At 38.3% G+C, this 26,699-nt stretch carries 22 protein-coding genes; 9 read left to right on the top strand and 13 right to left on the bottom strand.

Translation table 11 applies throughout. The features are described 5' to 3' along the window. Window positions 1-22: 22 nt before the first annotated feature. Window positions 23-2,032, bottom strand: a complete 2,010-nt coding sequence (locus tag EHQ70_RS02985) for an ATP-dependent helicase (protein WP_135583456.1) — start codon at window positions 2,030-2,032, stop codon at window positions 23-25. Between the two features lie 79 nt (window positions 2,033-2,111). On the opposite strand from EHQ70_RS02985, the gene EHQ70_RS02990 reads away from it, so the two are divergent. Continuing rightward, a complete protein-coding gene (locus EHQ70_RS02990; RefSeq protein ID WP_135583457.1) occupies window positions 2,112-3,203 on the top strand; it encodes a response regulator in 1,092 nt (363 codons plus the stop codon). Window positions 3,204-3,210: 7 nt separating this feature from the next. Here EHQ70_RS02990 and EHQ70_RS02995 read toward each other — a convergent pair whose 3' ends face one another. Beyond that, on the bottom strand, window positions 3,211-3,561 hold the full coding sequence (locus EHQ70_RS02995) for a hypothetical protein (RefSeq protein ID WP_135583458.1): 351 nt from the start codon (window positions 3,559-3,561) through the stop codon (window positions 3,211-3,213). Window positions 3,562-3,785: 224 nt separating this feature from the next. On the opposite strand from EHQ70_RS02995, the gene EHQ70_RS03000 reads away from it, so the two are divergent. The 6 genes from EHQ70_RS03000 to EHQ70_RS03025 are packed head-to-tail and all read left to right on the top strand — an operon-like array spanning window position 3,786 to window position 12,361. After that, on the top strand, window positions 3,786-6,692 hold the full coding sequence (locus EHQ70_RS03000) for an LPS-assembly protein LptD (protein ID WP_135584315.1): 2,907 nt from the start codon (window positions 3,786-3,788) through the stop codon (window positions 6,690-6,692). A 12-nt stretch (window positions 6,693-6,704) separates the two neighbouring features. Beyond that, window positions 6,705-8,105 (top strand): undecaprenyl-phosphate glucose phosphotransferase, encoded by a 1,401-nt coding sequence (locus EHQ70_RS03005; RefSeq protein WP_135583459.1) that lies wholly within the window; start codon window positions 6,705-6,707, stop codon window positions 8,103-8,105. Between the two features lie 9 nt (window positions 8,106-8,114). After that, window positions 8,115-8,399 carry an Asp-tRNA(Asn)/Glu-tRNA(Gln) amidotransferase subunit GatC gene (gatC, locus tag EHQ70_RS03010; RefSeq protein WP_135583460.1) on the top strand — a complete coding sequence of 95 codons (285 nt, stop codon included), beginning with the start codon at window positions 8,115-8,117 and terminating at the stop codon, window positions 8,397-8,399. Continuing rightward, window positions 8,396-9,862, top strand: coding sequence for an Asp-tRNA(Asn)/Glu-tRNA(Gln) amidotransferase subunit GatA (gene gatA / locus EHQ70_RS03015; protein ID WP_135583461.1), 1,467 nt, complete (start codon window positions 8,396-8,398; stop codon window positions 9,860-9,862). The genes gatC and gatA overlap by 4 nt, the downstream gene beginning before the upstream one ends. Window position 9,863: 1 nt before the next feature. Beyond that, window positions 9,864-10,631 carry an imidazole glycerol phosphate synthase subunit HisF gene (gene hisF / locus EHQ70_RS03020; protein ID WP_135583462.1) on the top strand — a complete coding sequence of 256 codons (768 nt, stop codon included), beginning with the start codon at window positions 9,864-9,866 and terminating at the stop codon, window positions 10,629-10,631. Continuing rightward, window positions 10,628-12,361, top strand: coding sequence for a sodium:solute symporter family protein (locus EHQ70_RS03025; RefSeq protein ID WP_135583463.1), 1,734 nt, complete (start codon window positions 10,628-10,630; stop codon window positions 12,359-12,361). Before hisF ends, EHQ70_RS03025 begins: the two co-directional genes overlap by 4 nt. An 8-nt stretch (window positions 12,362-12,369) precedes the next feature. On the opposite strand, the gene EHQ70_RS03030 is transcribed toward EHQ70_RS03025, so the two are convergent. The 5 genes from EHQ70_RS03030 to folD are packed head-to-tail and all read right to left on the bottom strand — an operon-like array spanning window position 12,370 to window position 17,496. After that, window positions 12,370-13,473 carry an esterase/lipase family protein gene (locus EHQ70_RS03030; RefSeq protein ID WP_135583464.1) on the bottom strand — a complete coding sequence of 368 codons (1,104 nt, stop codon included), beginning with the start codon at window positions 13,471-13,473 and terminating at the stop codon, window positions 12,370-12,372. Further along, on the bottom strand, window positions 13,460-14,233 hold the full coding sequence (rlmB, locus tag EHQ70_RS03035; protein ID WP_135583465.1) for a 23S rRNA (guanosine(2251)-2'-O)-methyltransferase RlmB: 774 nt from the start codon (window positions 14,231-14,233) through the stop codon (window positions 13,460-13,462). Before rlmB ends, EHQ70_RS03030 begins: the two co-directional genes overlap by 14 nt. Beyond that, entirely contained in the window at window positions 14,215-15,672 is a 1,458-nt protein-coding gene (cysS, locus tag EHQ70_RS03040; protein WP_135583466.1) for a cysteine--tRNA ligase, read from the bottom strand. The genes rlmB and cysS overlap by 19 nt, the downstream gene beginning before the upstream one ends. Then, the gene (locus tag EHQ70_RS03045; RefSeq protein WP_135583467.1) at window positions 15,669-16,637 is read right to left on the bottom strand and encodes an acetylxylan esterase; all 969 of its coding nucleotides are present in this window, start codon (window positions 16,635-16,637) and stop codon (window positions 15,669-15,671) included. Before EHQ70_RS03045 ends, cysS begins: the two co-directional genes overlap by 4 nt. Continuing rightward, window positions 16,621-17,496: a bifunctional methylenetetrahydrofolate dehydrogenase/methenyltetrahydrofolate cyclohydrolase FolD gene (folD, locus tag EHQ70_RS03050; protein WP_135583468.1), complete on the bottom strand. Its 876-nt coding sequence runs from the start codon at window positions 17,494-17,496 to the stop codon at window positions 16,621-16,623. Before folD ends, EHQ70_RS03045 begins: the two co-directional genes overlap by 17 nt. Before the next feature lie 55 nt (window positions 17,497-17,551). Here folD and asnS point away from each other — a divergent pair, with 55 nt between their 5' ends. Together asnS and EHQ70_RS03060 are read left to right on the top strand one after the other, a co-directional pair. Further along, window positions 17,552-18,856: an asparagine--tRNA ligase gene (gene asnS, locus EHQ70_RS03055; RefSeq protein ID WP_135583469.1), complete on the top strand. Its 1,305-nt coding sequence runs from the start codon at window positions 17,552-17,554 to the stop codon at window positions 18,854-18,856. 59 nt (window positions 18,857-18,915) lie between these two features. Beyond that, on the top strand, window positions 18,916-19,719 hold the full coding sequence (locus EHQ70_RS03060) for a hypothetical protein (RefSeq protein ID WP_135583470.1): 804 nt from the start codon (window positions 18,916-18,918) through the stop codon (window positions 19,717-19,719). On the opposite strand, the gene EHQ70_RS03065 is transcribed toward EHQ70_RS03060, so the two are convergent. The 6 genes from EHQ70_RS03065 to EHQ70_RS03090 all read right to left on the bottom strand — a co-directional run bounded on the left by EHQ70_RS03065 (window position 19,682) and on the right by EHQ70_RS03090 (window position 26,681). Continuing rightward, complete coding sequence (locus EHQ70_RS03065; protein ID WP_135583471.1) at window positions 19,682-20,539, bottom strand: hypothetical protein; 858 nt, start codon at window positions 20,537-20,539, stop codon at window positions 19,682-19,684. The two genes, EHQ70_RS03060 and EHQ70_RS03065, sit on opposite strands and share 38 nt — an antisense overlap. Window positions 20,540-20,541: 2 nt before the next feature. After that, window positions 20,542-22,530 carry an ATP-dependent DNA helicase gene (locus tag EHQ70_RS03070; protein ID WP_135583472.1) on the bottom strand — a complete coding sequence of 663 codons (1,989 nt, stop codon included), beginning with the start codon at window positions 22,528-22,530 and terminating at the stop codon, window positions 20,542-20,544. 117 nt (window positions 22,531-22,647) lie between these two features. Further along, a complete protein-coding gene (locus tag EHQ70_RS03075; RefSeq protein ID WP_135583473.1) occupies window positions 22,648-24,234 on the bottom strand; it encodes a sodium:neurotransmitter symporter family protein in 1,587 nt (528 codons plus the stop codon). Window positions 24,235-24,338: 104 nt separating this feature from the next. Beyond that, window positions 24,339-24,734 (bottom strand): helix-turn-helix domain-containing protein, encoded by a 396-nt coding sequence (locus EHQ70_RS03080; protein WP_100790558.1) that lies wholly within the window; start codon window positions 24,732-24,734, stop codon window positions 24,339-24,341. 100 nt (window positions 24,735-24,834) lie between these two features. Continuing rightward, window positions 24,835-26,352, bottom strand: coding sequence for an LIC12015 family putative lipoprotein (locus EHQ70_RS03085; RefSeq protein ID WP_135583474.1), 1,518 nt, complete (start codon window positions 26,350-26,352; stop codon window positions 24,835-24,837). 29 nt (window positions 26,353-26,381) lie between these two features. After that, window positions 26,382-26,681 carry a hypothetical protein gene (locus tag EHQ70_RS03090; protein ID WP_135583475.1) on the bottom strand — a complete coding sequence of 100 codons (300 nt, stop codon included), beginning with the start codon at window positions 26,679-26,681 and terminating at the stop codon, window positions 26,382-26,384. Between the last annotated feature and the right edge of the window lie 18 nt (window positions 26,682-26,699).

Here is a 26,699-nt window from a genome sequence, read left to right on the forward strand (position 1 = left end):
GTAAAGGATCGTTTTGAGGAAATCAATTCAAAAAGTAGCGTTGGATGTCCCCGAAGCTGTCGTTTTCAAGTTTTGGGTTCTGAGATTCTTCCGATTCTTCTTTCGTTTTTTGGGAACCTTCTTCCACCAAGTCACCTAAATTAGGTAAATCAACTAAAAACCGACTCACGGTCGTTAATCTATTTTTATCAGAAAAAACGGGAGATGATAAAAACAATCCTTGTTTGGCTCTAGTGATTGCAACATAAAACAATCGTCTTTCTTCTTCTAAATCTTGGGTTGTTTTTACACGAGAGCTGGGCAAACTTCCTTCTACCACTTGCATAGTAAAAACATATTCCCATTCCAATCCTTTGGCAGAATGAATTGTAGAAAGTGTTAAAAACTCATCTTCTTCTTTCTCTGGAAGGTTTGTATCCATCCTTTCCGTTGGATCTAAAGTTAAGTTAGCTAAATAATCAGACAAAAGAGGAGAAGATTTCGTAAGAATTTTAAAGGACTCCAAATCTTGTTTTCTCTTATCAAAATCATCATATTCCTGTTCTAAGATAGGAAAATAATAAGAAAGAATCTCTTCCACTATGGACATACTATTTCCTAAATGTAGGGATTGTGCCTTAAAAATATCGATTAAGTTTTGAAAAGAATGTTTGGGAGCATCGGGAATTCCTAAAAAGAATGTAGAAGAGTTTTTTATAGTATCATACTGGAAGTTGTTTGATTCTAAATTTTTGTATAAAACTTGTGCATATTTTTTACCAATATTTTTTTCAAGTAATAGAACTCGATTCCAAGAAAGAATGTCCCTTGGATTGTCTATGATTCTTAGGTAAGCTAACATATCCTTGACATGGGCTAAATCTAAAAATCGTTTTCCTCCAAACTTTCGAAATGGAATTTGTTTTGCCGTAAGTTTGACTTCTAAAAGATTCGAAACAAACCCCGCACGAAACAACACAGCTATTTTTGATAAAGGGATATCGCTCTCATACAATTCTAAAATTTGATCAGAGATCCAATTGGCTTCGTCTTCGGAAGATTCAAATTTTATATGTTGTGCTTTTGTTGGAATCGTTTTGACTTGAGTCTGTTTAGTTTCGGCAACCAATTGTTTTTTATAGTTTTCTTTACTCTGTTCTAAAACAGCATTTGCCAAATCCAAAATGGTCTGTGTGCTTCGATAATTCTTTGTTAGATGAATTGTTTTGGTATTCGGAAATATTTTTGGAAAATCCAACATATTGTTTACATTGGCACCCCTAAATCCATAAATACACTGAGCATCATCGCCAACGACAAGAATGTTCTGGTGTTTGCTTGCCAGTAAACAAGCAATATGAGCTTGGATACGATTTGTATCTTGGTATTCATCTACCAATATATATTGATACTGCAATCCGATTCGTTCTCGGATGGATTCCTCTTCCATCAAAATCTTTCGTGTAAAGTCTAACAAATCATCAAAGTCTAAGGAATTGTGTTTGAGTTTGAGTTCGGTAAATTTAGTTTTAATTTCTTGAATTTCTCTAGTGAGACCAAGAAACATTGGATAGTCTTTTTGGATTACTTTCTCCAAAGAAATTTGTAAGTTGAAACAGGTAGAAAAAATCTCGGCCAGTGTTTCCTTTTTGGGAAACCTGACTTTCGAATCTTTTGAAACAACTTGGTCTCTTGCCATTCCAACAAAACTGACAGTATCATCTTCATCCAAAATTGTAAAATTGGAATTAAGGGAAACGGCTAGGGAATACTTTCTAAGAAACTGATGGCAGAAGGAATGAAAGGTTCCTCCTTGAATGGAAAACATCCGTGAATCGAGAAGTCCACTCGCACGGTTGATCATTTCTTTTGCAGCCCTTCTGGTAAAGGTAAGGAGAAGGAGGGAATTCGGATCGATCCCCGCCTGAACGAGAGATGCCAATTTATGTACAATTGTGTTTGTTTTCCCGGTCCCGGCACCAGCAACAACTAAGATGGGGCCAGGAGGGGACAGAATGACTGCTTTTTGGGCATCGTTTAAATCCTCACTCACAATACAGAGATTTGTTGTATGGATTCTGTTGACAAACTCTAATTATTCTATTTGATAGAGGAAGCCGGATTTATAAAATATGACAGCAGTTGTGGGATCAGATAAAGAAACAGACGTTAAAAGAATCCTAGTCGTTGAGGATGAGAGGATCATTGCCATCAATATTTGTTCCACTCTGAAACAATATGGATACAATGCAACCTATGTATCCGATGCCAATGATGCTATCGAACATATTGAAAACGAACATTTTGATTTAGTCCTAATGGATATTATGTTAAACGGTCCCATGGACGGAATCGAAATCGCAACCATCATCAAAAAAACAAAAGAAATTCCTGTCATTTATCTGACTGCGTATTCAGATGAAGCAACCATAGCTAGAGCCAAAGCCACTGAACCTTTTGGATATTTGATCAAACCGTTTAACAGTCGTGATTTGTACATTTCTGTGGAGATGGCCATTTATAAATCACAAGTCCAAAAACACATTCGAAATGTGGAAAGCAGACTTGCAGAAAATCAAAAATGGGAAACCATAGCTCTTGTTGCCTCTGGAATTTCTCATGAAGTGAATAATCCACTCACATCCATTTTGAATTTGGCTGACCTAATTACATTAGAGGCCAAAAAATTGGGGAATCCTTCTTTGAAAGAGAAAGCTTCCAAAATTGCAGAAGAATCTGATAGGATTGCGAAAATCATCAAAAACCTCGTTTCTTATTCCCAGTCTACTTCCTCGCAATGGACCTATTCAAATTTAGGAAGTATCGCAAATGACACTCGTTCCTTCTTACACCAATACTTTCTGAAAGAAGGAATCCAATGCGAAATTGAACTGGGAGATATCCCTCTTGCTTATTGCCAACCTCAAAAAATCAAACAAGTTCTTCTCAACCTAATCCAAGACGCAAGAGTTCGGGTGAATACGAGAGAAGGTACAATTGGGAGAAAAATTACAATTATTTTAAAACAAGAGGAAGAAGAGGGAACAAGTCATATCCTCATTCAAATCCAAGACAATGGGTCAGAAGATTTGATGAAAGGAATTTCCCAGATGAACTCTTTGGAAGTTACAAAAAGTATCATTTCAGAACACAAAGGTAAAATGTACCGAGATGATACTTTGTCTTCTTGGTTTTTTACCTTACCAATCATCAAACCAGTTTAACAGTAGTTTAATGTTTGCTGGAAACCAATGGTTTTGAAAATTGAGGTGTTTCTTCTAACAATTTAAAAAAAAGTTCAATCCGACTCGAATGTAACATCCAATTGTCTTCTAAAAATAGACCGGCTAGAAAAAAATTAAAATCTTTATAATGTGAAAATGAGGTTTGAGGGTTTTTTGTGAAGTCGAGTAAAATTGCTAGAGCCAAACGGTTAGCACTTTCATCCGGACCAAACCCTTCCATAGGTATTTGGATGGATGGTTCTGGGACAAGGAAACAATGTTCGATGCTCCCCTCTTTGACTTTGAGATTGTACCGCAAAGTGCCAGGAACACGCTCCCCAGAGTAGGTTTTTGCCATTCAAAACTCCCTGATGCCCAAGGATTGAGCCATTTGATTATGTCCATTACATGAATAGTTAAGCAACCTCTTTTTCCGCTAAAATACAAGATTCTAGTTCGAAATTCTGCCTGGTTTTCCATTGATTTTTTCGACCGGTGTAAAACTCTCGTTCTATACTTTCAAAGCCCGCTGTGCAAAAATCCATTCGTTTCCTTATATTATTTTATAGTTTTCTCTTCGGGATGGAAATTCTGGCGCAGGATATCAATGGACTAAAACTCCTATTTCCAGACGCCCAAGGTCCAAGTAAAAATGGACAAGAGGAAGAAAGAAAACAAACAACTGCCCAAGTACAAAGGGGTCTAGTTCGAAAATCTGTCGATGCCATGTCCGATCGGGAGGTGGAAGACAACCTTCGTAATTTAGGACTAAATCCTTCTGGAACTATTTACACCAAAAGAGAAAGACTGAGAGAAGCCCTTGTTCCCGAAGAAGAACAGGCGTTAACTCCTGAATCCTTACTTAGTTCTCAACCAAAAAAAGGTCCTCCAATTCAAATTCAAAACGCAGCGGAAGGCCAACTTTTGAATATCGATAAAACAAAAGGAGGGGTTCTCGTCCTACGTGGGAAGGTTCGACTCAAAATTAGATCTGGAGAACTTGTAGCCGACTCCGTTTCCATAGATGCTTCCAGACAAGAAATTTATGCAGAAGGAGGAGTGGAATACAAAGACGGTAATGCCAAAGTCAATGGCGACCGGATGATTTATGATCTAAAAATCAACCAAGGTGTTGTTTATAATTCTAAACTAAGTATGTTTCCTTCTCACTTTATAGGCCAAAAACTAAAACGTTTGGATGAAAAAAGATACCTTCTGGAGATGGGATACTTCACTGCTTGTAATGCAGAACTTCCTCATGAATCCTTTCAAGCATCGAAAATCTTCATTCATGATGATAAGTCAGTCGTAGCCTATAGTGTTTCTTATAAAGTCGGAGGAACCACATTATTTTGGATTCCTGTTTTATATAATTCCGAATCAGGAAACGGTGTCACAACTCAAATTGGTAAAAACAATACACAAGGTTGGTTTTGGCAAAACTCATACCAATGGTCAGACTCTTATCCCAATAGTATCTTTCTAGCAAATGGTTATAAATTTAGATTTGATATGTATGAAAAAACGGGCCAAGCAGCTCAGTTAGAAATGTGGAAATTATCCCCGTTTTTGAATTATAATATCAATCTTGGTTACGCAAACTATAAAAACAACGCGATCACTCCTGTTTATGAAGACCGATTTAAAAACGGTGGGGTTGGGAATGTTGCCGTCACTAATAATGTGGATCGTGGAGAAATGTTTCCAAACACTGGATTGCCTTATCGTGATACAGGTGTTAACTATGATCCATGGTGGAAAACTGACATTCGTTTGAATGCTAAGTTTAATGACTTTTCACGTGACTATACAAGAAACGTTCAATTACAATACGAAAACTATAATAACCGCCAATTTGACTATGAATTTGGGAATCGTTACCAACCTTCAAACTCATTACAATCATTGTACACATATAGAGATGTTCGTTTTGGACTCATTCGGAACTTACTAAACTGGAACTTAAATTATACGGAAAACCGTGGTGACTTAAGTGTTGGATTATCGATGAGTCGAACTCTCGTTTACCAAATCCAGGCAAATCAATATTTTGCAGCCCAGGATACTCTTCCAGCAGTCACAATCAGAAACTCAAGTAATATTGGACTTATACCAGGAACCAGTAGCCCCATTTACTGGGACTTACTTTTCCAAACGAACATCAATAGAATTTATGGAGTTCCTCAACAAAGAACAAATCCTGTAACGGGGGTTGTGGATCCAAGAAGCCAATACCAAGACCTTGTTTTAAGATCTCAAACTAACGTAATCGGAGAAACAGGATTTCGTTCACCGATTGCGATGGGTGCTTATATGTCCTTTACACCATCAGTGTATATGGGTGCCACCAAACAAACTGTAGAATTTCCGGGATCAGGAAATGATTTGAACAGCCCTGATCGAGATATAAACAAAGCTTATGCGACGCTACTCAAACAACAATCTTATCAATACGTAAGACAATCCCATACAGTCCGAATGGGGATTCCTGAAATATTTTTATCGACTACCTACCGTCGTTTGGATGCAGATAAAGCAGAAGCAAAAGATCCTATCCTTGGAAACTTACGCCAACACGAAGCAGAATTTTCTTTAGAGAGTTATGCACTCAATGATTGGGATATTTCGGTAAAAACCATTCGTGATTTACGACAATTTTCATCTAGCTACAACCCTGGACTTACCAATATGCAAAGATGGTATTATACAGTGGTTAGAATTGGCGGATTTTTTGATTTTGTGGATGGATTCACAACTCGTAGACCAAGCCTACTAGAACGAAAAAGGAATTTTTATTCTGGTATATTCATAAATAATGATTATGTACACCACACTCCACAGAATCGTTCTCTTTCCAATAACCTAACTGTTTCTTATAAAATGGGTGGGTTTTCCTGGCCTATCATCCGAGCCTTCCGAAGTTTAGAATTAGGATCCACTTGGTATCATGTTTACAAAGATACTTATTTGGATAGTTACCGATTTTTCTTCAAAACCGATGTAAAGGTAACAAGGTATGCTGGATTGGAATTAGAACTCGATTCCCGAGTCACTGAGCCTTGGCGTTTGACAGCACTCGCACAAGGCCAATTCTATGCAATGAATACTAGCCCTGAATTGTATACTTCCCAAACAGGAACCAATTATGACCAAACCACCATTTGGGAAGATTTGGCAGCAGGAACGGGAGCCCAAGGGCAAACTCAAAGACAAAAAACTGTTTTTAACATCAATCGGTTTATGATGACCTTAAAACTAGATCTGCATAACTGGGAATACCGTTTGGGTTACAGTATGAACTTAAGAGCTCTGCCTGGTGGTCTCACAATGAACAACCAATTGACATTTTACGACCAGTCAGTATACTTTTCTGTGAACTTAACCAACTTTAGTTTTGGGGATTCCGCCTCGGCACAAGCAACACGGGTTCGTTTGTATAGATTCCGTAAACGCCCCCTTGATGGAACAACTACTGATTTATCGGAATAAAACGAGTTTAAAATGCTAAAAGAAAGAAGCCAATCCTTCAAACTACTTTTCCTTGTGACAGATTTCTTTATTGCTCTCGCAAGTTTTGTTTCTGCTTATGTGATTCGTTATTATTTATCACCGGATTCCGCATTTCAAATCCAAACAATTGATCCAGTAAACTATTTGATTTTAGGTATTGTGCTTGGTTTTTCCCAAGTATTATCTTTTTTATCAATCGATTTATACCATCCAAGAAGGGGATTATCATTTTCTGATGAACTCTTTGCCATCATTACAGGTGTTGTTCTAAACCTACTTGTCGTTTTATCACTTTTGTTTTTCTTTCGTGGTGAAAGTTTTTCAAGACTTGTGATTGGTTATTTTGCTATTTGTACAGTCATCCTCACTTCTTTTTCTCATTTTATTCTGAGATCCCTGATGCAATATTTACGCAGCAAAGGTTTCAATTTAAAATCTGTCCTCATCATAGGAACAGGAAAGTCTGCGATCAATTTTTCTGAGACTTTAAAAAAACATTCCATCTATGGATATACAGTAAAAGGTTTTGTCACTGGTAAAAAGGATCTATCTTCCAAAAAACTCAATACCGTTATCACAACTGCAAAACTAGAATCTTATGTTGAAAACAATAACATCGATTTGATTGTATATGCGCTGTCCCATGAAGAAGGTGATTCTTTAAAAGAAGTCATCGACATTGCAGATTTTCATGGGATCGATTTGAAGGTCATTCCTAGTTACGAAGAAATTGTTACTGCCAAAGGAAGAGTGGAGGTCTTAGACGGAATTCCGATCATTTCCATACGTAACATTCCTTTGCGATTGGGATACAACTTAGTTTTAAAAAGAAGTTTTGATATTTTATTTTCCTTGTTTTTCATTCTGCTATTTAGTCCATTTTATCTTTTCATCGCATTACTAATCAAATTAACGAGCAGAGGACCAGTTTTTTATAAACAAGAACGAGTAGGTCTGGACAATAAAGTGTTCGGGATGATTAAATTCAGATCAATGGTTGTGCAAGCCAAAGAAAAATCAGATACACTTTGGACAGTCAAAGATGACCCTCGTGTCACTTCTGTAGGTGCCGTATTACGAAAGTTATCCCTTGATGAAACTCCACAATTTTTTAATGTATTACTTGGTGATATGTCTGTTGTGGGGCCAAGACCAGAACGTCCTTTTTATGTAGAAAAATTCAGAAATGAACACCAACAATACATGAGACGTCATGCAGCAAAAGCCGGTATCACTGGTTGGGCACAAGTGCAGGGTTTTCGTGGGGACACTTCGATTGAAAAACGAATTGAAGCAGATATTTTTTACATTGAGAATTGGTCCCTCCTTCTTGATATCAAAATCATTTTACTCACACCGCTAAAAGCAATTATAGATAGAAATGCATACTGAGGAAAACTTATGGATGAAAAAGAGCTAAAAAACATTGCCAATTTGGCAAAATTGAACATTGAAGATACTGATATTTCCTCTATGTTAAATGACTTTTCTCGGATTGTTCAATACGTAGATGAAATCAAAAACCTTGATACTTCTAGTGTTGGTGATGATGAAATTTATGAACAAATTTTTTATGAACTAAGAAAGGACTTAGCAGAAAACGGTTTAAAAAGAGACGATTTAGCAAAAATTGCTCCTTCCTATGAAAATGGATATGTTGTAGTTCCAAAGGTAATTGAAACATGAAAGATTTAATATTCCTCACTTATTCCGAAATCAAATCAAAACTTAACGACGGAACATTAAAATCAAAAGACTTAGTTTCTGCCTATCTCAATCGAATTGAAACTGTTGATTCAAAAGTAAAAGCATTCCTCGAAATCAACAAAGATTCTATTTTGAAACAAGCGGAAGAAAGTGATAATCGCAGAAAATCAGGAAAATTACTTTCTGAATTTGATGGAATTCCCATTGGGATCAAAGACAATATTTGTATCACCGGCGAGATCACTTCTTGTTCCTCTCGTATTTTAGAAAACTTCCGTTCTCCATACGATGCTTCCGTAATTAAACGACTGAGAGACAATGGATTTGTTTTATTCCCAAGACTCAATATGGATGAGTTTGCAATGGGTTCTTCTACCGAAAACAGCGCTTTCCAAACCACAAAAAATCCCTTCGATACAACTCGTATCCCAGGAGGATCTAGCGGTGGTTCTGCGGCAGTTGTGGCAGGATCGATGCTTCCCGTTTCTCTTGGTTCCGATACAGGTGGATCCATTCGCCAACCAGCAGCTCTTTGTGGAATCTGGGGTTTAAAACCAACTTATGGACGAGTCTCTCGATATGGTTTGATAGCTTATGCATCAAGCCTAGATCAAATTGGCCCTTTTTCAAATGATATACAAGGGATCTCTGATCTATTAGAAATAATTTCTGGCCTTGATCCCAAGGACCAAACCACAGCCAAAGTAGATTCATTTGAAGCAAATTCCGTTTCTTCCATTGATTGGAAAGGCAAACGGATTGGTGTGATGAAATCAGAAGAATTTAATTTTTCACCTGATGTAAACAAACGTTATACGGATATTTTAAAAGAACTAGAAACTAAAGGTGCCACACTTGTTCCTCTCGATTTTTCTCTTTTAAAATATGCCATTCCCGTTTATTACTTAATTGCCACTGCAGAATGTTCTTCGAACCTCAGTCGATTTGATGGAATTCGTTACGGATTACGTAAGGAAGGCAGTGGAAAATTGGATGATTTGTATTCTGAATCTAGAACCCAAGGTTTTGGCCCTGAAGTCAAACGCCGAATTTTACTCGGAACCTTTTCCTTAAGTTCGGGATACTATGATGCTTACTACGGTAAGGCACAAAAAGCAAGAGTTCTCATTCGCAAACAATATGCAGAATTTTTTAAGTCGGTTGATATCATTTTCCAACCAACTTCACCCACAACAGCTTTTAAAGTTGGTGAAAAAACAAAAGATCCGATCCAGATGTACCAAGCAGACATCCTAACCACTTCTGTGAACCTAGCTGGTGTTCCGGCGATCAGTTGTCCGGCAGGTGTCGACTCAAATGGACTGCCTATCGGATTACAAATCACATCCTCTCATTTTGATGAATCCAAACTATTAAGTTATGCAAAATCCGTTTCCGAATTAGAAATTTCTAAATTGGCACTTCCAAACGAGATCACCTAACATGGATGAGTTAACCAAAAGAGTCATTCCTTGTTTGGATATCAAAGGAGGAAGGGTAGTCAAAGGAGTTCAATTTGTAAATCTCATTGATGCCGGAGATCCCGTCTCTTGCGCTGTGGCTTACGAAGAAAACAAAGCAGATGAACTTTGTTTTTTGGATATCACAGCTTCTTCCGACAAAAGAGATATTCTTTTAAATTTAGTAGAGCAAGTTGCGAATAAACTCTTTATCCCTTTTACGGTCGGTGGCGGAATTCGTACCATAGAAGACGTAAAGGCGGTTCTAAATAAAGGTGCGGACAAGGTTTCTATCAACACCAGTGCCTTTCAGAATCCAAAACTACTCAAAGATTCCAGCGAAATTTATGGATCACAATGTATTGTTTGTGCTATCGATGTCAAATTCCATCCCCAAAGAAAAAGATACGAAGTGTACTTAAATGGCGGGCGATTGGAAACAGGAAGAGAGGCTCTTGATTGGGGCAAGGAAGCCTTTGAAATGGGAGCCGGTGAAATTTTATTAACCTCAATGGATAAAGATGGAACCAAAGACGGATTTGATATCACACTTATGAAATCCTTCACAACAAACCTTTCCATACCTATCATTGCCTCAGGTGGAGCTGGAAATCCTGAACATATGGCAGAAGTCATTTTACGTGGAGGGGCAGATGCAGTGCTTGCCGCATCTATCTTCCACTTTGGAGAATTTTCCATCCAAGAAGCCAAACAAACAATGAAAGAGATGGGAATCAAAGTGCGACTATGATTCCATTTCACATTTTTGATACCTTACTTTTTTTATTTCCTTTCGTAGTCATCTTATTTCTTCTCCTTCGTTTTCGTTCGAAACAAAAATCCACTAAGGAATATTTCCAGGCTGAAGGAAGTTTGTCTTGGTTCGTCGCAGGCACGGCTATGGTTGCGACTACATTTGCCGCAGACACTCCTCTTGCCGTAACAGAGATCATTCGAGGCCAAGGAATTGCTGGCAATTGGATCTGGTGGTATATGTCAGTAGGTGGATTTGTTACCGTTTTTTTCTTTTCTAAACTTTGGAAAAGATCTGGTGCCTCTACTGATTTGGAACTTATCGGACTAAGATACAGCGGAAAAGAAGCCATTTTTTTACGTGGAATCAAAGCCTTCGTTATCGGTTTTTTACTAAACCTCGTCATCCTTGGTTGGGTCAATCTCGCGATGTTAAAAATCATTCCTGTATTCTTTCCAGAATGGACAAACTCACATATACTCATCTATTTATTGTTATTTGGCGTTTTTTACACTTCGATAGCAGGACTTCGCGGAATTTCCTATATTGATGTTTTCCAATTCTTTTTGGCTTGGATTGGTTGTATCCTATTCGCCTATTTTGCGGTCAACTTACCGACCATTGGTGGTCTTGAAGGTCTTAAGTCAAAACTGGATGGTAGTAAAATCCTATTTTTTCCTAATGGAAGTTCGGGAACACTCCCTTGGGATCACTTTTTAATTCTTCTAACAGTTCTTTGGTGGTCAAGCTGGTATCCTGGATCTGAACCAGGAGGTGGGGGATACATTGCCCAAAGAATCCTTGCCACCAAAAATGAAAATGCAGCACTCAAAGGTTCTCTTTGGTTTGTGATTGCTCATTATTTTGTTCGTCCTTGGCCTTGGATTTTAGTGGCTCTTGTTTCCGTTATCCTTTATCCAAATTTGTCAGAAGTGGATAGTGGCAAAGGTTTCCTTATGGTTTTACAAGAGGGAATGCCTAACGGAATGTTTGGACTTATGCTAAGTGCTTTTCTTGCTGCCTATCTTTCTACACTGGCAACACATTTGAATTGGGGAGCATCTTACTTAGTCAATGACCTTTGGAAACCCATCATAAAACCAGGAAAATCAGACTCCTACTATTTAAAAGTATCTTATACTGTCCAGATTGTAACAGCTGTTTGCTCTTTTTTCTTGGCTGTTTATGGAATGGAAACCATCAAAGGGGCTTGGATATTTTTACTCGAAGCATCGTCAGGGATTGGTTTTATTTTGATTGCAAGGTGGTTTTTTTGGAGGATCTCTGCTTGGACAGAAATTTTGGCCTTTATCCTCTCACCTCTATTGTATTTACTTTTTTCGGTTTATTTGAAAATAGAATTTCCTTATTCCATTCTTTACACTGCTATTTCTTCGGCTGTTTTACTCATTCTTTCCACTTATCTTTTTCCGAGTACAGATAACGCGGTTTTATTCCAATTCTATGAAAAAACAAAACCACCATATTTTTTCTGGAAGGGACTATTTCAAAAAGAAAATCAAACCCAAAACATATATCCCAATCGATTGTTAGTTTCCTTATTGGGCACTCTTTCTGGATTAGCATTTGTGTTTGGAGGATTGTATTTAATCCAATGTTTGTTGTGGAAAGAAGGGGAATTTTTGATAGGACTTCTCATTTTTATCTTAGGGCTTCTAGGACTTTATTTTTCTCTTCGATCTCTACAAAACCGTTCAGAAATATAAACCAAACCTTAATAAGGTGAATTTCTAATTTCCGTAATCACCTGTGTAAATAGATTTCGACTTTTAGTATCATTAATATCTACAGTTTGAAAAGCCATCATGGAATGATCACAATCTGCAATATTGATTTGTTTGTAAGTTAAATTTCCTAACCTTGCACTATTGACTGGAACAATTCCATCCGACTGCGTGAAACCAGCATTCGTCAAAATGGAACAACCAGTATTATAATAAAAAGTTTCTCCGACATTGCAGTTACTCATCACACCAGCAAAACTAACAAATTTACTATTTAGATTTGTATCAAGATATGACTGGTTTAGTGCGTCTAAAACCAAATTTTCTGCTCCAGATAGATTTGTCTGCCCAGCACCTTTATTGGTGTAAGCTAACTCCGAACCACCTTGGGTTCCCACAAGGTAATTGCCTAAATCATTCAAAAAAGGATTACTTCCTAAAAAACTTGAGGTCGCAAATGGAGAGCCAAACTGAGGACTGGCTAGAGTCACGACGAGCCGAACAAAAGGAAGGACTCCCACTTCTTTTGATAAAGCAACTCTTGTAACAAGACCTCCCATAGAATGGGCAACAATGTAAACTTGATCTGAATCAGAAAAATAACTACGTAAGGTAGAATGGAACTGGCGACCATTGATCAGAATACTATTTGATGTACGGTAAGTATATAGATAAAAATCAAATTCTGAATTTGCTGAATCTCGTCCTTCTTGAAAATGAACAAGGCCATTGGAAAAAGTATTTTTGATATTCTGGATTTTTTTCTCATCATTTGTAATAGGATCAGAATCTCTTTCTGCAGGATTCCATCCATGAATGAGAACTATTTTCTTTTTAGTAGATTTAGTAAAAAAATCAGAACTAAGGAATTGTGAATCAGAAAGGTTTCTAGAAAACCCCGGTAAAAATCCAAATAGTTTTTGATTGGGATTAGGAAGAAGACCAAATAAAGAAAGTAGAAGTGCCTCTTTATTCTTTTTGTCCTCCGATACAAATTCCTTTCTATAAAAATCGTAAATACAAGATTGGAATACAATCATTCCTATCAGGAATAAACCAAAACCAAACAAGGCTTTTCGCCTAACGCGAAACATTTTGCACCCGATCTAAAGTAATTCCACAAGCCACAACAACGTTCAGAGAAGTCACCGATCCAAAAAGAGGAATTCTTGCCACATAATCAGCTTCCTCTAATAACAGACGTTTGACTCCTTCCCCTTCATTCCCCATGATGACAGCCATCTGCGATGCATCTGGCAAAGTTTCCCAAATGGATTCTTCACCCTCTTCATCAGTTGCAAGGATCCAGTATTCATTTTTTTTAAGAAATTCCATCCCATGCATCAGGTTGGCAACACGGTAAATTTGTAAGTGATGAACAGCACCCGCGGAAACTTTTTCCACAACAGGAGTGATGGGAGACGTATCTCTATCAGACATTAACACGTGCTTAACGCCCATACATTCGGCTGTTCTCAAGATATTTCCTAAATTTCCTGGATCTTGGATTCGGTCCAAAATCAAAATAGGGCCAACACCTGCCTCCACATTTTGTTTGAACTGCTCAAAACCAAGTGATGCAGAGGATTTTTGTTTGGTGCGGATGATCACATAACCTTGGTGGTTTTTATCTGAGGCAATTCGATCTAGTTCCCTTGTGGATACGGTTGTGAATTTAACTGAATTAGGAATGTATCCTCGAATTCTTTGTTTTTCTTCATTTCCCATCGAGTCTTTGACGATGACTTCCCGGATGGTTTTGACTCCTCGTTCGGGAGCCATCTGTTCCAAGGACTCTAAAAATTCATAAAAATTTCGTTTTCCAAAAAGTATTTCTACTGGGCTTTTTTCCATGTGGTGTTTCCTTCTTTTGTATCAGCGAGAAGGATTCCTTTTTCTTCCAACTCTTTACGAATTCTGTCGGCGTTTACGAAATCTTTGTTTTGTTTAGCGGTCTTTCTTGCTTCTATTTGGCCAAGAATCCAATCCTCAGAAATTCCATCCAAAGTTTGGATTTGTTTTTCAAATGAAAAAACAGCAAAAAGTTCGTTAGTTTTATAAAACAATTGTAACGATTCTTTTAGAAATATCGAATCTGAAAATTCGGTATTGGAATCTAAAAACTGGTTCACAATCCGAATCAGTTCAAAAACAGAAGCCATTGCTTTCGGAACATTCAAATCATCAGCCAAAGAATTCATAAATTCTAAATTTAGTTTTTGTAATTCAGGATTAGAAAATTCAAAATTATCAAACGATTTGGGAACTTTATCCCATAAGTTACCAGCTTCTAATGCTCGGTAGATAGTATTTTGGATCCTCTCCATTGCAGTTTTTGATTCATCCAATTTGTTTAGAGAGAAATTCAGCTTACTTCTGTAATGTGCAGAAATTAAATGATATCGAATTGAGTTTGGATCATATCCTTTTTCTAAAATATCACGTAAGGTATAAAAGTTTCCCTTACTTTTAGACATTTTTTCCCCGTCCACAAGAAGGTGTTCGCAGTGAAGCCAAGTTCCTACAAATTCTTCCTCAGGATATGCCCCATAACTTTGTGCGGCTTCATTTTCATGATGAGGGAAGAGAAGGTCAATCCCGCCGGTATGAATGTCTACACCTGATCCGTAAACTTTTCGAATCATCGCCGAACATTCTAAATGCCAACCTGGTCTTCCTTTCCCGATTTTAGTATGCCAACATTTTTCTTCTTCTGACTTTTGGTTTTTCCAAAGGACAAAATCACGAACATCATCCTTTGTGTATTCATCAGCGTCGTAACGAACTCCCGCCTGCATACCCGAAACATCGATTTTTGAAAGTTCTCCGTAACGGCTAAACTTTTGGATGGAAAAATATAAATTCCCATCCTTTTCATACACGAGCCCATTTTTTTGAAGCGTTTCGACAAGTCCGACCATATCATCAATTGATTCAGTGGCTTTTGGATAATGTTCTAACTTCTGAACATGGAGAGTTTCTAAATCTTTAAAAAAGGCTTCTGTCCAAGGTTTGGTAAACTCTTCGACACTGATTTTTAATTTGATAGATTCATTGATGATTTTGTCATCAATGTCTGTGATATTCATGGATTGGTTGAGTTTATATCCTCCGAGCAGTAGAGAACGACGAAGGACATCTACAAACAAAAAGGATCTAATGTTTCCAATATGAGCAAAGTTATAAACCGTTGGCCCACAGGAGTAAATAGATACATTCAAAGGATCTTTGGGAACAAATGTTTCCTTTTTTCCCGATTTTGAATTTTGGAATACAAAGGGAACTAAACTCATAGGGCAAAAATTTCTTTTACAAATTCTAGATTTGCTTGTGGTTGTTTGTCTTTTCCTGCTTCATTTCCTTCTGTCGGATACAACTGCATCCGTTTATCGCAGTTCATATGGTTAAACAAAGCAAAAGTGGATTTTGGATGAGAGATCACATCTTCCATTCCGCAAGAGAAGAGAGCAGGGATTTTGATTTTTTTGGCAAAATTTAGCGCATCAAAATACGCCAGTTCCTTTTTATAATCAATTTTTTTAGTAGCTCTTTTTTCTAAAAAGGGAGTGAGTTCTCGAATCCAAGGATTTCCTTTTAAAGAAATTTGGTCTTTATCAATATAACAGAACGAAGGTGTTTCTAAAATAAGGCCCTTAATTCGATCGGAATAAGCTGCTCCAAATACGGAAAGAGCAGAACCGATGGACTTACCATGTAAAATGATTTGGTCACCATCAATCCCATCGGTCAAACGTAGGAACTCAATTGTACGAATCACATCCAAATATAGTTTTCGCATATAGAAATCTTCTTTTTGGTCGAGTCCATGTGCAAAATAATTCGGTGTCCAACCAATCGGTGCTTTTCCCGTGACAGGATCCACTGGTGCATGGATCATTTCTTCCCCATGACCTCGAAGGGTGATGTGAAGTTGGGCCACACCCAAATCCGAATACCCTTTTTGGATTTCTTCTGGAACGGCTAGATAATCATGAAAATAAACAACAACGGGTCTATTCCCTCTTTTTCTTGGGATGGCCAACTTTCCATGTAACACATGATTGTCGATACTTTGAAAACTAACGTCATTCAAAGATTCCCAAATGAAAGACCCTTTGAGAACCGTTTTATAAGTAGCTTTTACAGGAACTTTTTTTAATTCAGAAATTCCTTCCTTCCAAAAACTATCTAAGTCGGAAGGTTGGTCTAGTTTCGGAACTGTCTGGAAACATTCATCAAAACTAACGGTTTGAGGCATGGGAATCCAACTTAGGTGAAAATTGATTTAAAAAACTATACATGGTTTGAAGTAAAAGTACAGAGATTGTCATAGGACCAACCCCTCCTGGAACTGGTGTGTAATAAGAAGATTTATCCTTAGCTTTCGAAATTTCTATATCTCCCACATTTCCAACATTATAACCAGCATCCAAAATCACTGCACCTTCTTTGATCCAATCCGCTTGGATGAACTCCGGTTTGCCCACAGCACCAACCACAATGTCAGCTTGTTTCACAAGGTCTGGAAGATTTTTGGTTTTAGAATGGCAAAGGGTAACTGTTGCATTTAAGTTTGTCAGCATTATGGCCATTGGTTTTCCGAGAATAGGAGACCTTCCCACAACAACAGCATGTTTTCCAGAAACATCGATTCCGTATTCTTGGAGTAGGAGGACCATTCCGTACGGAGTGCACGGGTAATAGGCTTCACTATTCATCGATAATTTTCCAAAAGAAACAGTAGTGACTCCGTCCACATCTTTTTCGAGTGAAATTTCATCGAAACACAAACGTTCATCGATTTGATGAGGGACTGGGTGTTGCAAAAGGATTCCATTCACAGAAGGATCAGAATTAAGTTTGCGAATTTCGGCTAACAACTCTTCGGTGGTCGTTGCTTCTTTTAGGCGCACATATCGTGATCCCATTCCCACTTTTTCACAAGCCTTCACTTTCATATTTACATAAGTTTCGGATGCCGGGTTATCCCCAACAAGGATCGTAGCAAGGGTAGGAACTCCCTTACCTTCGGATTTAGCTTTTGCTAATGTTTCTGCGATTCGATTTCGAATTTTTTCGGAAATCGCTTTACCGTCTAATAGGATGCTAGATTTCATTCTGTAAGTTCAAAATTTCAAAGAAAATTGAACTGGCAAACAGAAAAAACCATCCATGATTCCAAGTTTAGATCCAACACAATCCCTTTCGCAAAATTCCACATCCACTCATAGTTTACAAGGCTGGGTCCAAGGACTCAGAGGCAATAACCACGTCCAATTCCTCCAACTCCGCACCGAGGGAAAAATTTTCCAAGTGGTGGCCGAAAAAGAATTTTTGGGGGAGGAACTCTTCAAAGAAATCAAGGCCCTCCCGCAAGAGACATCTCTCGTCGTTTTTGGAGTGGCAAAGGAAAATCCGAAAGCTCCCGGTGGTGAGGAATTATTCTTACATTCCTTTACCCTTGTAGGAGAATCCAAAAACTATCCCATCACCCCAAAAGAACATGGACCCGATTTTTTACACAACCATAGACATTTATGGCTACGTTCCAAAAGGCAACTGGCCATCCAAAGGGTTCGCTCCGAGTTATCTTTCGCCATCCGAGAGTTCTTTCGTAACGATGGCTATACTCTGATCGACACACCCATCCTCACCGGTTCCATCGGAGAATCAGCAGGAACCCTTTTTTCCACCGAATACTTTGATTTAGGGCAAGCCTACTTGGCCCAAACTGGCCAGCTCTATTTAGAAACAGCTGCCTTTGCCCATTCCAAGGTCTATTGTTTTGGACCGACTTTCCGGGCCGAAAAAAGCAAAACCAGGAGACACTTAACTGAGTTTTGGATGCTCGAGGCCGAAACGGCTTTCCTTGGCCAAGATGGAAATTTGGACTTACAAGAACGATTCGTAAAGACCGTTCTACGAGTTACCATAGAAAGAACTGCAGAAGACTTAAAAGCCCTAGACCGAGATCCGGCGCCCCTTCTGGAACAACTGGCAAAACCCTTCCCAAGAGTGGATTACGGCGAAGCCATCCGAATTTTGCAAACAGCTGGGGAAGAAATCACTTGGGGAGAGGACATCAATTCAGACAGAGAACAAATCCTCACCACTCATTTTGGAACTGCCATCTTCATCCAAAACTTTCCAAGGGCCATCAAAGCTTTTTACATGAAACAAAATCCAAATGACCCGAATACCGTGCTTTCTGCAGATCTAATTGCTCCTGATGGGATTGGGGAGATCATCGGCGGGTCGGAAAGAGAAGAGTCCTTTGATAAAATTGTGGAACGGTTACGAGAAGAGGGACTTCCTCCCGAAGACTATTCTTGGTATTTGGACCTTCGTAAGTATGGCTCTGTTCCTCATGCAGGCTTTGGAATGGGTCTAGAACGAGTCATCGCCTGGGTTTGTGGTTTGTCCCATATTCGTGAATGTATCCCTTATCCAAGGATGATTTATAGGCTAAGCCCTTAATTTTTCTTAAAGGAAATTTTGCACTAAGGCCGATCTTTTTAAGGAAAGAGAGGCACCTTATGGCACAGCAAGCAACCCAAGTCTTAAACACATCTATAGAACAAGAAGCTTGGGATCTTTATGAGGTAGGATCAAACGAAGATGTTGTGGTTCTAGCCAAACGTCATCCAGAGAATTTTTATATCCAACACCTTAGTTATCTAGCGTTGTATGAACTTACTGGCAGAGCAACAATTACAGCTCCCAAAGGGATTTCGAGCCTAGCTCCTCTTGTGGAGGCCATCCAAAACCATGAAATTGGTAAAAGTGATGAAGCATGTAATAGTTTAAATTTATATTTTAATACACAAACAAATCCCCTTTGTTTTTCCATCGTTCAAACTGCGATTAAAATTTATTTTAGAGCAGAAGCTTACGAAGAAGCAAAATCAGTCATTACTAAGTTTAAAAAACAATGGAACGACAATTCTTTTGTCAAAGAAGAACTCATTTGTACATATTATTTGAAACGATATGATGAAGTGATCAAAGTTTTCCGTGACAATATGAAATTGTTAAACGATTCCGATATCCATAAACTTGTGGGTATGGCACTTCTCTTTTTGGATCGTCACAAAGAAGCCAATCTCATTTTTGAAAACATTCCTAATAAATTGAATCTTCCAAGTTTTGAAGAAAAACGCAAAATGTATGATTCCGTTTATAACAAAATTGCTGAGTTAGAAGCTAAATCAAACTCTCTTGCTCATAAAGATTTAGAAGATATGGGTTTTGCTTATCTCTTTCACGGTGATTATGCAAAAGCAGAAAAAATGTTTTTATCTCTTACCGAGAAACTAAAATCAAAACTCTGCAACGTGTAAGATTCTTTCTTGTTTCTGGGTGGCTAAGAAATTTGGCCGCCTCGTCTGTAGGAATGATAAGATCCGTTTGATTTTTTCCTGCAGTTCCTAATGCCAAAACAAAGTAGGGGTTCTTTCCTACTTTAGCTTCAATTCCTTTTCCAGTTTGTTCTTCCCTGTACACAATGTACCCAGTTTCAATGGCATAAGCTTCTTTTACATAAACAGGGGAATAAATATCCAATCCACGATCGGTTTGAATTTTGGGAAACAAAGCTCGTTTGAGATTCAAGTGGCGTGCATCTACAATCAGGCCAGAAAATTCCACGGGAACCACTTCTTCACTAAATTCAGGAACAGATTCCGTTCCGTATTCAAAAGGGATATGAGCAAGGATCCCGTCTTTCCCTTTGAGCGGCAAACTTGCCTTCGCTTCCAAAACATTTTTAACAAATTGAAAATCGTATTCTTCTTTTTCGGAACCAATATAGGAATTAAGTCGAAGCCTTGCTTGTTGGTTCACTTGTGTGTATTCATAAACCGTATAATCTGCGTTAAATAAAATAGACTCTAACCTTTGGCTCAGGCGAACCCGTAGTTTTTCCCGAGCTTTTTTACGAGCCATGGAGTGAGCTTTCCCTTGGCTTGTGGCAGTGTTTTTTCCCGAAAACTCAGGGTCTTCTTCATCAAATACAATTTTAGGAATGGTTTCTTTTACAGATGAGAAAACGGAAAGCTCTGTCCAATTGACAACCGAAGAATAAATATCCTTATCCTCGATGGGTTTGGAACCTAGAGATACACTTAAGAGAAAAGCCAAAAGGAGATAAATTCGTTTCATAGTTAAGACTTCGGCAGAAGTTGGAATTTTCTTTCCAATTCGTTAAATTCCGTAATGAGGGGAACTCCCTTTGGAAGACTTTGCAAGACGTTTTTTCCGTAGGACTTTGTATGCACTCGGGGGTCTAGGATACTCACCATTCCCGTATCAGACTGAGAGCGGATGAGACGACCGAATCCTTGGCGTAAGAGCAAACAGGTTTTGGGAACTTGCATCTCCCAAAACGGACTTTTTCCCTTTCTTTCCATATCTTCCATCTTTGCTTGCAAAACAGGTTCTGTTGGCACCTGGAAAGGAAGTTTAGTCACAATTACGTTTCGAAGTTTATCACCCTTAATGTCCACACCTTGCCAAAAACTGGAGACTCCAAAAAGTACACTCTTCTCATTGGCAAGGAACTCCCGTTTGGCGGCAATCGGACCCATTTCTGTTTGGGAAAAAATAGGATAAGGAACCTGATGCCTTAACTCTTCATAGAGTTCCGACAAAAGTTTGTTGGACGTAAAAAGTACAAAGGCATCCCCTTCCGAAAGTTTGAGAAGGCGCGCAATCCAATAAGAAAGATCCGATTTATTTTTTCTCGGATCCTGAACCGGATCTGCTACTTGTTTGGGAACAAAAAGTAAGGAATGAGTGTTGTAAGCAAAAGGAGAGGCAAGTGTTTTGGTTTTGACTTCAGATGTTCCCACTTCCTTCAAAAAATACTGAAAATTTCCAGCGGTTGGTGAAAGTGTGGCCGAGGTCATTACGACAGAATCCATATTGGGGAATAGAGTATTGGCCAAAATTTCATCGGTGTTTTTCGGTTGGGAGAACAAATAATAGAACGGATCTTTTGCCGACTGCGGAGGTGGTTCAATCCAAAACACCAAATTAGGATTGGTTTTCAAACGAAAGTCATTTAAAAAGGAGGAAGCTTTCTTTAGATTTCCAGAAACCATCTCTAAACCGAGAGCCATTTCCTTTTCTTCCATATCCTCACTATCTTTTTTGTATTTAGAAAGTAGACTTTCCAATTGTGATGCTAAATCAGCTAAGGTATCTTCTAAAGCTCCATTATCGAGTTTGATCCGTTCTGTATGACGAGTGGAAAATTGATTGAATTGTAAAGGGATGGCGGAGAGCAACATACGAAAAAAATCATTCGCATAACCAATAGAAGCCTCTACCGACTTCATTATTTTTTCGCCGTTTTTCAGTTTTAAAACAAGACCTGTCCGTTTTTCAGGGAAATAAAGATAGTGGAGCAAATTCATCAACAAGTCATAACGAATTTCTGATCCAAAAGCCTTTCCTACAATTTCAGGAAATGCATGTGCTTCATCAATGACGAGTTGTGAAAATGGTGGAAGGAGTTTAAAATCACCAGCGAGATGGCTTGCCAAAAGATGGTGGTTCACAATCAGGATATTGGCTTTTTTCCATTTTTCCTTTTCTAAAAAATAATAGGAGGAACTAAAGTTGGGACAATTTCTCCCCAAACAGTTGTCAGACTCTCTAGAGACAGAATTCCAAAAGGAATTGGATAAAAATCCATCATATTCGGCCCGAATTCCTGCCGTTGTTTGTTTTTCCCAATTTACAAAGTATTGCAGGGAAGATTCCATCTCCGGGCCAAAATCGCCGCGTTCCATCACACGACCATACTTACGTTTGCAAAGATAATTACTCGCCCCAAGGGCCACCATAGCATTGATCGGGGCACCGAGTGCCTCAGAAACAAGGGGAATGTCTTTATAAAGTAATTGGTCTTGTAGTGCTTTTGTTTCTGTGGAAACAACAACAGTACAATCATTTTCTAAAGAGAAAAGAGCACTGGGGATCAAATACGCCAAAGACTTTCCGACACCTGTGCCGGCTTCAATCACCCAATTAGAACCAGTATTAAACGCTGATTCGATGGACGTTGACATATCCATTTGTTCTTTTCTAACTTCATAATCCTTCCAAAGTTTTGGAAGTTTGGTTGTGAATACGGTTTGTACGTCCAAACTAATGCCTGTTACGAAAAAGAAGGATGATGCACACAACAGTCAAACTAATCACCGAAACAAGAGATACCGTCATAATGAGTATCCCTTGCCAATTGAGTTCTTGGGGAGAAATATTCATTTGATTACCTGATTCTTTGAATGGTTGAGAGCTTTGGAAACTAATAGATAGATGAATCCATAAATGATAAAAAGACCAATCACAACCGAACGGGCAACCACCGCCTTTGTTTTGGCATCTTCAACATTTTCTCCTTTGTTTTCCGCAAGGAGACCCATCACTTCTGGATTCATTTTATCTAAATATTCCGGTAAGTTCATATAACAAAAGGACACAAAGATAAATAACAAAAACCAAGGAGTGATGTATTTCAAAACAAATCGAATGGATCTAGGAAAAGGAATGAGACTTCCTTCGTTGGCATCCTTCACACCTCGATCCACACCAATCTTAAATACAAATATAAAAATCTGGATGGATGCCAAAATATAGATCATAATGGTTCCGATATAAAAATCGGCAATGTCAAGGGCAGCAAAGTCTTTGTTGAAGTAAATGATAGGAAGGCAGAGAAAAAAGGTAAAAAGAAATAAAAGTAGGGATGACTTCCGTCTACCAACATGAAATCCCTCTTCTAAAAATAAAATTCCAGGTTGTAACATAGTAACGGAAGAGGTGATCGCAGCAAGAAACAATACTAGAAACCAGAGTCCACCAAAAAAAGCACCTCCCGGCATCATTCCAAAAACGGAAGGTAAAGCAATAAATCCCATACCAAAAGTTCCAAAAGAAGTGGCCTGCATTCCTAAAAATAAAAATGCAACTGGAATTGTGATCATTCCACCAAACACTACTTCTGCGAATTCATTCAAAGAAGCAGATGAGAGACTTGATAAAACAACATCGTCTTTTTTCTTTAAAAAACTAGAAAACACGAGAGCAATCCCAAAACCAGTGGATAAAGAAAAGAAAATTTGTCCTGCTGCGTTGATCCATACTTTAGGTTGGGTCAGTTTTGACCAATCAGGGTTCCACATTACAGCAAGGCCGGATTCAATTCCAGGAATGGTAAGTACTCGGACAAGGATGATGGTGGCACAAATTCCCATAAGGGGCATTGCAATTTTTGCAAACGCTTCTAGTCCTTTGGAAAGACCACGATAAACGAGTAAAAAGTTAAACAATACACAGAGGATAAAAAATACAATGATAGGAGACTGGAAACTGGATCCATTGGCTTCGGCTCCCGTTAGATGCATAAAAAAAGTGGAAGCTTGTTTCGTCATCTCGTCTTGCGTGGAACCATCAAGAGACATTTGCCCCGTAAGAAAGTAATAAGCATAAGCCAAACACCAGGATTCTATAAATACATAGTATACATAGATCATCACAGGAATCATCACACCGATGGTTCCCGAAAGTTTGAGAGGAAATCCTTTTAGATACTCTCGAAAGATAAAGGGAGTGCTATGTCCATGTTTACCGCCCATTCGCCCCATGGTCCATTCAGCCAAACAAACAGGGATTCCAAGAATGAGGAAACTAATGATGTAAGGAACCATAAAGGCACCCCCACCATTTTGTGCGGCTTGGCCCGGAAACCGTAAAAAATTTCCAAGTCCGATGGCACCACTAGCCACAGCCAAAATCAAACCGATACGACTGGCCCAGCCTTCTTGGTGTTCCGCTTGTCTCTTTTCCATCAGGGACTATTGAATGTAGGAGGAATTATGTGACAAAATCTTTTTGCAGAGAAGAGAGAAAAAGCTAGGGCCCGTCTTTGAGCCCAGCTTTGGTATTTTTCAAATTAGCCGAGAAATAGCTCTTTTTTTTCCATTTTCAGAACTTTGGAGACCAGATTCTTAAAATCTTCCGGTGGTTCCAAAAGTCCAAGTTCTACTTTTGACAAAAACGGAGTGGAAACCTTCAATTTCTTAGCGAAATCGTATTGTTTGATTCCTAACTCACGTCTGACAGCCCAAAGTTTGTTTTTCAATCCGTTGGAAAACTCAGGATAGATGTCTTCCACAGCGCTTTCATTGAAAAGCTTATCAACAGAGGTTTTGAGATACTTTGCACAAGACGACTTGAATTTTTCAGTCGGATCTTGGGCTCCAGTCTCAATTTTGGATAGGTAACTTGGAGAAACTCCCAGCGCCCTTGCCATATCGTACTGTTTGATACCTCTCTTCTTTCGAAGCATGTAAATGTGATTGTTCATTTATCCCCCCTAACAGTCAAAATATGTCAAATATGGCATAATTCAATAAAAAAATTTTGCCATATTGTAAAACCTACAAAAGCTATAATGTAACTTCTTTTAAACGATCTGCAGCAATGACCAAGTTGTAAGTGGTCTTTAAACCGGAAACTTTTTGCTCAATAAATGAATTCCTTTGTGCACCTTCCATTTCCGATTTGATTCGTTCACGAACAGCTGCATATGGCTTTGGAATTCGATTCTGTGGGTTTTTTGGATCTTGGTCTGCATAAGCATACAATTTTCCTGCTTCGTAAGCATCTCTCATTTGAGTTTCCGTAACGGTAACAGGGATGGCTTTGATTTCATCTTGTAGCGATTTTAACGCCAAAGAAACTTTCATTTTATCCATTTGCATCAAATATCCAATTTCTGATCCCACATCTTGTACTTCATCAGAAGTTTCTGCAATTTTTCCTTGGAGGATAGTGGATTGGAATAAATTGAGCATGTCCCAAGTTTTAGATTTTTCATCTTTGTATTCTTGTTTTAGAATATTAGGAATGGCTTCAAAATCAGCAGTCAAATCTTTCCAAGTGTAGTTTTTTCCTTCACGATTGGAATACAATGCATAGTCAGGAGTAAAAATCTTTGGATCGATATCGGTAGGGCCAGTAAAACGAGGTAAATTTACTACAGTAATTCCACTATTTTCAGTAATTCGTTTTAATTCTTTTTGGTAAAGGCCTTGTTCATACTCTTTCATTGTATGAGAAGCAAATTGATTGGCTTTATCTGCCGACTCTCCATCAGTGAAGTAGGCTACAGAAGCTTTTGTATCTGCATCGTCATGTGTTTTACCGTATTCAGTAGCTTCATTTTTGAATTCATCAAAAATAGATGTGAAATATTTTTTTAGTCTTTCTGGGTGGACTTTTTCAGTTCCAGTAGAACGAACCACATAAGCAATCCTTCCTTCGCCAGCTTTTGCATACGAAATAAATGTTCCTTTTTTTGCCTTTCTCACTTCGGTTAAAATATCTTCCAGAGGAGTTTCTGCGCAATTTGTACAAAAAGGTTCTAATTTTCCAGCAATCGGTTTTCTTGTGACATCTTCCGTTACTTTTGCAATTTCTTCGGCAATTTCTTTATTGGAAAGGGAATTTAGTTTTGTTGCTAACTCTTCTGCTTTTTTCAAATTACTTGCTTCATCTTCGCCACGAACAAGCGCTAGTTGAAGGTTTACAAATTCTAATGGTTTTTCTTTTAAACCATTTTTTACATACTCACGCATATAAACGTTTAGTTTCAAAAACTGATTCACCAATGTTTCAATTTTTTGAACATCTGCTTCTGCAACTTTTTTAGATGAGATAGCATCTTTCAGTAGGATTTTTTCTAAAGCGATACTTTCTAATATTTTTGCTTGGATATCAGCTGTGATGGGTTGTGGTTCCGTGTTGCCTCGTTTCGAAGCTTCAATCACGAAGTTCATTTCCCTGCGAGTAACAGTTCCACCATCAAAGGTTGCAAGGATTTCAGAATCCTTAGAGCAATTGAGAAGTGGTACGAGTATCAAACTGAGTATGGTAACTCGAGTCAGAAGTTTGTTTAGATTCATTGGATTTCCTTGTCTATTTTCAGTATTCTTTAATATTTGCGGACCGGTTTTTCCGGCTTTTTTGGTTCCGATACAGATGGGGGAGTTTGTACCGGTTTTTCAGAAACAATAGCAGATTTTTTGGGCAAAGGTTCTGATCTAGAAACATTCAATTTGAGGATCTCTGATTTTTGATCTTCTAATTTACTCATTTCCGATAAAAACGTTTCTTTGAGAATGGGCGAATATTCCCTATCGGAAGCCAGACGGTCGGTCAATTTTTTCAATTCGACGACATCTCGATCCACTTCTTCTAGTTTTTTGTATAAATGGGCAACAGTTACCTTCAAACACCACTCCTTCCAAAA

Source organism: Leptospira congkakensis, assembly GCF_004770265.1.
GTDB classification, from domain to species: Bacteria; Spirochaetota; Leptospiria; order Leptospirales; family Leptospiraceae; genus Leptospira_A; species Leptospira_A congkakensis.

Bases quoted from the DNA above. Each gene is read 5' to 3' on its own strand.
- EHQ70_RS02990 (WP_135583457.1), top strand. From the start codon at position 2,112: ATGACAGCAGTTGTGGGATCAGATAAAGAAACAGACGTTAAAAGAATC.
- EHQ70_RS02995 (WP_135583458.1), bottom strand. From the start codon at position 3,561: ATGGCAAAAACCTACTCTGGGGAGCGTGTTCCTGGCACTTTGCGGTAC.
- EHQ70_RS03000 (WP_135584315.1), top strand. From the start codon at position 3,786: ATGGAAATTCTGGCGCAGGATATCAATGGACTAAAACTCCTATTTCCA.
- EHQ70_RS03005 (WP_135583459.1), top strand. From the start codon at position 6,705: ATGCTAAAAGAAAGAAGCCAATCCTTCAAACTACTTTTCCTTGTGACA.
- gatC (WP_135583460.1), top strand. From the start codon at position 8,115: ATGGATGAAAAAGAGCTAAAAAACATTGCCAATTTGGCAAAATTGAAC.
- gatA (WP_135583461.1), top strand. From the start codon at position 8,396: ATGAAAGATTTAATATTCCTCACTTATTCCGAAATCAAATCAAAACTT.
- hisF (WP_135583462.1), top strand. From the start codon at position 9,864: ATGGATGAGTTAACCAAAAGAGTCATTCCTTGTTTGGATATCAAAGGA.
- EHQ70_RS03025 (WP_135583463.1), top strand. From the start codon at position 10,628: ATGATTCCATTTCACATTTTTGATACCTTACTTTTTTTATTTCCTTTC.
- EHQ70_RS03030 (WP_135583464.1), bottom strand. From the start codon at position 13,473: ATGTTTCGCGTTAGGCGAAAAGCCTTGTTTGGTTTTGGTTTATTCCTG.
- rlmB (WP_135583465.1), bottom strand. From the start codon at position 14,233: ATGGAAAAAAGCCCAGTAGAAATACTTTTTGGAAAACGAAATTTTTAT.
- cysS (WP_135583466.1), bottom strand. From the start codon at position 15,672: ATGAGTTTAGTTCCCTTTGTATTCCAAAATTCAAAATCGGGAAAAAAG.
- EHQ70_RS03045 (WP_135583467.1), bottom strand. From the start codon at position 16,637: ATGCCTCAAACCGTTAGTTTTGATGAATGTTTCCAGACAGTTCCGAAA.
- folD (WP_135583468.1), bottom strand. From the start codon at position 17,496: ATGAAATCTAGCATCCTATTAGACGGTAAAGCGATTTCCGAAAAAATT.
- asnS (WP_135583469.1), top strand. From the start codon at position 17,552: ATGATTCCAAGTTTAGATCCAACACAATCCCTTTCGCAAAATTCCACA.
- EHQ70_RS03060 (WP_135583470.1), top strand. From the start codon at position 18,916: ATGGCACAGCAAGCAACCCAAGTCTTAAACACATCTATAGAACAAGAA.
- EHQ70_RS03065 (WP_135583471.1), bottom strand. From the start codon at position 20,539: ATGAAACGAATTTATCTCCTTTTGGCTTTTCTCTTAAGTGTATCTCTA.
- EHQ70_RS03075 (WP_135583473.1), bottom strand. From the start codon at position 24,234: ATGGAAAAGAGACAAGCGGAACACCAAGAAGGCTGGGCCAGTCGTATC.
- EHQ70_RS03080 (WP_100790558.1), bottom strand. From the start codon at position 24,734: ATGCTTCGAAAGAAGAGAGGTATCAAACAGTACGATATGGCAAGGGCG.
- EHQ70_RS03085 (WP_135583474.1), bottom strand. From the start codon at position 26,352: ATGAATCTAAACAAACTTCTGACTCGAGTTACCATACTCAGTTTGATA.